At 57.9% G+C, this 6,213-nt stretch carries 2 protein-coding genes and 3 rRNA genes (1 of these 5 cut by a window edge); 2 read left to right on the forward strand and 3 right to left on the reverse strand.

What is annotated here, in order from left to right:
• Positions 1-3 precede the first annotated feature (3 nt).
• Both K3F44_RS19130 and K3F44_RS19135 read left to right on the forward strand, forming a co-directional pair.
• A complete protein-coding gene (locus K3F44_RS19130; protein ID WP_220632807.1) occupies positions 4-972 on the forward strand; it encodes a FecR domain-containing protein in 969 nt (322 codons plus the stop codon).
• Positions 973-1,173: 201 nt separating this feature from the next.
• Positions 1,174-3,543: a TonB-dependent siderophore receptor gene (locus K3F44_RS19135; protein ID WP_259407005.1), complete on the forward strand. Its 2,370-nt coding sequence runs from the start codon at positions 1,174-1,176 to the stop codon at positions 3,541-3,543.
• 152 nt (positions 3,544-3,695) lie between these two features.
• Here the strand turns inward: K3F44_RS19135 and rrf (K3F44_RS19140) are convergent.
• The 3 genes from rrf (K3F44_RS19140) to K3F44_RS19150 form a co-directional block, all read right to left on the reverse strand.
• Positions 3,696-3,811 (reverse strand): 5S ribosomal RNA (rrf, locus tag K3F44_RS19140).
• A 108-nt stretch (positions 3,812-3,919) separates the two neighbouring features.
• Positions 3,920-4,035 (reverse strand): 5S ribosomal RNA (gene rrf, locus K3F44_RS19145).
• A 126-nt stretch (positions 4,036-4,161) separates the two neighbouring features.
• A 23S ribosomal RNA gene (locus K3F44_RS19150) occupies positions 4,162-6,213 on the reverse strand; it runs 841 nt beyond the window's last position.

Below are 6,213 nucleotides of genomic sequence, written 5' to 3' on the forward strand. Positions count from 1 at the left end.
TCGATGAGCGCTGCGCAGCCTTCGGCAACCGTCGTCAAACAAGCGATCCAGTGGATGCTGCGGCTGCGCGAAAGCGGGCCAGATCAGCGTTTGCAGCGCAAGTGTGAACAATGGCGCGAGGCCCACCCGGAACATGAGCGCGCCTGGCAGCGAGTGCTCAGCCTGCACCACGATCTCGACCTGCGCGCCATCCCCGGCGCAGGCCTGGCGCTGCATACACTAGAAACCAGCGAGCGCCGTCTGCATCGGCGCCAAGCGTTGAAACTGCTGGGGGGCGCTGCGCTGATTGGCTCGGCGAGCTGGTTGAGCAAGGACCTGCAGTTGCTGAGTGACTGGAGTTCCGACTACAGCACTGGCACTGGCGAGCGGCGCAGCGTCACCCTGCCGGACGGCTCGCTGCTGCAACTCAACACACGCAGCGCTGCCGACCTTGCCTTTGATGCCCGCCAGCGCTTGATTCGCCTCAACCACGGCGAGCTGATGCTGACCTGCAGCGACGCTCAAGCCAACGGCCGACCGCTGCTGGTGCAAACGCGCGACGCTTTGCTTGAAGGCGTGAATGGTCGTTTTACGGTGCGTCAGCGTGACGACTGTACACAGGTGAGTGTCAGCGCCGGCCAAGTAGCGCTGCATGGCCCTGGCCCATCTGCTCTGCACTGGCTGGGCAGCGGCCAGCACTGGTCGATAGACGCGCATGGGCCCCGCGTGGTCGAGCAGCCCGACATGGACGCGGCCGCCTGGGCTGACGGCCTCATCGTGACTGGCAACATGCGCCTGGCGGACTTCGTCGCCGAGGTGGCCCGCTATCGACCCGGGTTCCTCAGTTGTAGCGACGACGTGGCCGATCTGCGCTTGTCCGGCGTGTACCGCCTGGCAGACACCGATGCGTTGCTTGAGCTACTGCCGCAGACGCTGCCGGTGCGCCTGCATCAACGCACCCGCTGGTGGGTGCGGCTGGAGCGGGCAGCCTGACGCCAGTTTTTTTGGCGGGAAGCGCTGACACGTCCGGCTTGGACAGTAAGCACCATCAACTGCCCTTAATCAGCCTACGGATCCCTCATGCCCGGCCAGCGTTCACCACACCGCATCAACGAGAATGATTTTCGACCTGTCTTGAATTCAGCCCTTCTAGGCAGAGCCATACGCGCCGCCTTGTTCGGCACGGCATTGGGCATGGCCGCTGTCGCGCCCCTGAGCCAGGCAGCAGAAACCGCCAGTGCCTCCCAGCAGTACAGCATCGCCGCCGGCAACCTCGATGATGTGCTCAATCAGTTCGCTCGCCAGGCTGGTATAACACTGTCGAGCACCCCGCAATTGACTGCCGAGCTGCAGTCACCTGGCCTGCAAGGCGCGTACTCGACCAACCAGGCACTGCGCCAGTTGCTCAACGGCACGGGCCTGCAAGCTGACAGCAGCGATGGCAGCCGCTACGTACTGCGCGAGCAAGCCGCAGACGCTGCGCTGGCCTTGCCTGACACCGATGTACGCGGTTTCACCCTCGGCAACGCGCTAGGCAGCATGGAGGGCTACAACGCCACCCACAGCCAGATCGCCACCAAGACCAGTACGCCTATTCTGGAGACCACCCAGTCGGTGTCAGTGGTTACCCGCCAGCAAATGGACGACCAGGGCTCGCAGACGGTTGCCCAGGCCATGCGCTACACGCCCGGGGTGCTGACCAACCCCTATGGCGCCACCCACCGCTATGACTATGTGGCCATGCGCGGCTTCAACGATGGCTCGGTGGATAACATCTATGTCGACGGCTTGAAGTCGATGGGTGATAACGGCACCTACAGCACCATGCAGGTCGATCCGTATTTCCTCGAGCGTATCGATATCCTCAAAGGACCATCCTCGGTGCTCTACGGCCGCAGCTCGCCAGGCGGGCTGGTTGCGCTGACCACCAAGAAACCGACCTTCGAGGCCTTCCACCAGGTTCAGGCAACCGTCGGCACCCAAGGCCAGCGCGGCATGGGCTTTGACTTGAGCGGGCCGCTGGATGACGACAAGCGGATTGCCTATCGCCTGACCGGCCTTGCTGATTCGGCTGACACCCAGTTCGACCACAACAAGGAAGAACGCTACGCCATCGCCCCAGCGATCAGCATCGACTTCAGCGAGGATACTTCGCTGACCTTGCAGGCCTACCTGCAGAAAGATCCCAACGGCGGCTACCACGGCGGCCTGCCTGCTTCTGGCGTGCTGCACAAGCGCAATGGTCAGCGGCTGTCAGATCACTTCTTCGAGGGTGAGCCGGGCATCGACAACTATGAACGCACCCAGCAGTCGTTCAGTTATCAGCTGGAGCACCGCTTCAACGATGTGTTCACCGCTCGACAGAACTTCCGCTACCAGGATTCCGACGTGTCGATGGATCAAGTCTACTTCGCCGGCTGGGGCGCGACCGACAGCAACATCATGAACCGGGCCTACACCGGCGGCGACGAGCGCCTGCATTCGTTCATCATCGACAACATGCTGCAGGCGGAATTCTTCACCGGGGCGGCCAAGCACACGGTGCTGCTGGGTACCGACTATCAGCGGCGTAAAGCCGACGTAGCCTGGCGCTATGGCAGCGTCGACAGCCTGAATGCGGCCAACCCGCAGTACGGCAACGGCAACTTGCAGATACTGGGTGAAAACAACTACACGCGGCGCCTGCAGCAGACCGGTGTGTACTTGCAGGACCTGGTCGAGCTCGACCAGTGGCGCTTTTCACTGGGGCTGCGCCAGGACTGGGTCAAGGTCTCCGAAGAAAACCGTGACAGCGACACCCGGGTCAGTGACGACCGTTCAAGCTTCACTACGCGCGCAGGCGTGCTCTACCTGTTTGAAAACGGTATCGCTCCGTATGTGAGCTATTCCGAGTCGTTCAACCCCAATACCGTTTCTGATCAGAACGGCCGGCCTCTGGCGCCGACCGAGGGCACCCAGTGGGAAGCCGGGGTCAAGTATCAGCCGCCGGGTAGCGACAACCTGTTCACGGCCTCGGTGTTCCGTATTGAACAGGAAAACCTCGCGTCCAAACAGCCCAACGAGGAGTTCTACCGGGCAGTAGGCCAGGTGCGCTCACAAGGCCTGGAACTGGAAGCGCATGTGCAGGTGACCGATAACCTGAAGCTGTTGGGTGGCTACACCTTCACCGACATCGAGTACGCCAAGTCGATGCCTAGCCTGGCTGCGGCAACTGTAGACAACAAGGGCAACTCGCCGACGCAGGCGCCCAAGCAGATGTTCTCGCTGTGGGCCGACTACGACTTCCGCCAGGGCGCTCTGGATGGCCTTAGGCTGGGCGGCGGCATACGCTATGTGGGGTACAGCTGGGTAGATGCTGAAAACAGCATGAAGGTGCCCTCCTACACCTTGTTCGACGCTTCCATCGGTTACGACCTGGGCAAGGTCGGCCTCAAGGGTGTAGATCTGCGCCTTAACGCCAACAACCTGACCAATGAGAGCTACATCGCTTCGTGTGCCAGCCTGAGCTACTGCTACATGGGTGAGGAACGCAATGTCAGCGCTACCGTCAGCTATCAGTTCTGACCGCACTGGCTGAAAGCCAAAAGGCCCGCTCCTGGATTCAGGAGCGGGCCTTTTTATTGGGCTGTTGTCTTGGCCGGGGCCTGACAGCAAAGCAGTCCGCCGAGAAAGACAAAGCCCCTGTCAGCAACGCTGACAGGGGCTTTGGATTTGAATCTTGACGATGACCTACTCTCACATGGGGAGACCCCACACTACCATCGGCGATGCATCGTTTCACTGCTGAGTTCGGGATGGGATCAGGTGGTTCCAATGCTCTATTGTCGTCAAGAAATTCTGTGTGCCGAACCGTCGGTAGACGTGTCAGCGAAACTTGAGTCTCTCTACTTAAAGACAAAACCCCTACCTGCTCGCGCAGATAGGGGTTTTGCGAAATGAATCTTGACGATGACCTACTCTCACATGGGGAGACCCCACACTACCATCGGCGATGCATCGTTTCACTACTGAGTTCGGGATGGGATCAGGTGGTTCCAATGCTCTATTGTCGTCAAGAAATTCTGTAGCCAGAACGTCCAGATGAACGGCCCAGCAAATTCGGATATGTGATGTTTGTGTACGAATCTTCAGCGTTTCGTCTTCACCACCGCAATCTGCATGAGCAAATTGCTTGGGTGTTATATGGTCAAGCCTCACGGGCAATTAGTATTGGTTAGCTCAACGCCTCACAGCGCTTACACACCCAACCTATCAACGTCGTAGTCTTCGACGGCCCTTCAGGGGATTCTAGATCCCAGTGAGATCTCATCTTGAGGCAAGTTTCCCGCTTAGATGCTTTCAGCGGTTATCTCTTCCGAACATAGCTACCCGGCAATGCCACTGGCGTGACAACCGGAACACCAGAGGTTCGTCCACTCCGGTCCTCTCGTACTAGGAGCAGCCCCTCTCAAATCTCAAACGTCCACGGCAGATAGGGACCGAACTGTCTCACGACGTTCTAAACCCAGCTCGCGTACCACTTTAAATGGCGAACAGCCATACCCTTGGGACCGGCTTCAGCCCCAGGATGTGATGAGCCGACATCGAGGTGCCAAACACCGCCGTCGATATGAACTCTTGGGCGGTATCAGCCTGTTATCCCCGGAGTACCTTTTATCCGTTGAGCGATGGCCCTTCCATACAGAACCACCGGATCACTAAGACCTACTTTCGTACCTGCTCGACGTGTGGGTCTCGCAGTCAAGCGCGCTTTTGCCTTTATACTCTACGACCGATTTCCGACCGGTCTGAGCGCACCTTCGTACTCCTCCGTTACTCTTTGGGAGGAGACCGCCCCAGTCAAACTACCCACCATACACTGTCCTCGATCCGGATAACGGACCTGAGTTAGAACCTCAAAGTTGCCAGGGTGGTATTTCAAGGATGGCTCCATGAGAACTGGCGTCCCCACTTCAAAGCCTCCCACCTATCCTACACAAGCAAATTCAAAGTCCAGTGCAAAGCTATAGTAAAGGTTCACGGGGTCTTTCCGTCTAGCCGCGGATACACTGCATCTTCACAGCGATTTCAATTTCACTGAGTCTCGGGTGGAGACAGCGCCGCCATCGTTACGCCATTCGTGCAGGTCGGAACTTACCCGACAAGGAATTTCGCTACCTTAGGACCGTTATAGTTACGGCCGCCGTTTACCGGGGCTTCGATCAAGAGCTTCGCTTGCGCTAACCCCATCAATTAACCTTCCGGCACCGGGCAGGCGTCACACCCTATACGTCCACTTTCGTGTTTGCAGAGTGCTGTGTTTTTAATAAACAGTCGCAGCGGCCTGGTATCTTCGACCGGCAAAAGCTTACGGGGTAAACCCTTCACCTTCGCCGGCGCACCTTCTCCCGAAGTTACGGTGCCATTTTGCCTAGTTCCTTCACCCGAGTTCTCTCAAGCGCCTTGGTATTCTCTACCTAACCACCTGTGTCGGTTTGGGGTACGGTTCCCGATTGTCTGAAGCTTAGGAGCTTTTCTTGGAAGCATGGCATCAACCACTTCGTCGCCTAAAGGCAACTCGTCATCAGCTCTCGGCCTTGGGATCCCGGATTTGCCTAAGATCCCAGCCTACCACCTTAAACTTGGACTACCAACGCCAAGCTGGCCTAGCCTTCTCCGTCCCTCCATCGCAACAATCGGAAGTACAGGAATATTAACCTGTTTTCCATCGACTACGCTTTTCAGCCTCGCCTTAGGGACCGACTAACCCTGCGTCGATTAACGTTGCGCAGGAAACCTTGGTCTTTCGGCGTGCAAGTTTTTCACTCGCATTGTCGTTACTCATGTCAGCATTCGCACTTCTGATACCTCCAGCAAGCTTCTCAACTCACCTTCACAGGCTTACAGAACGCTCCTCTACCGCATCACCAAAAGGTGATACCCGTAGCTTCGGTGCATGGTTTGAGCCCCGTTACATCTTCCGCGCAGGCCGACTCGACTAGTGAGCTATTACGCTTTCTTTAAAGGGTGGCTGCTTCTAAGCCAACCTCCTAGCTGTCTAAGCCTTCCCACATCGTTTCCCACTTAACCATGACTTTGGGACCTTAGCTGACGGTCTGGGTTGTTTCCCTTTTCACGACGGACGTTAGCACCCGCCGTGTGTCTCCCATGCTCGGCACTTGTAGGTATTCGGAGTTTGCATCGGTTTGGTAAGTCGGGATGACCCCCTAGCCGAAACAGTGCTCTACCCCCTAC

The sequence above is a fragment of the Pseudomonas sp. S07E 245 genome (genome assembly GCF_019599025.1).
Taxonomy (GTDB): domain Bacteria; phylum Pseudomonadota; class Gammaproteobacteria; order Pseudomonadales; family Pseudomonadaceae; genus Aquipseudomonas; species Aquipseudomonas shirazensis.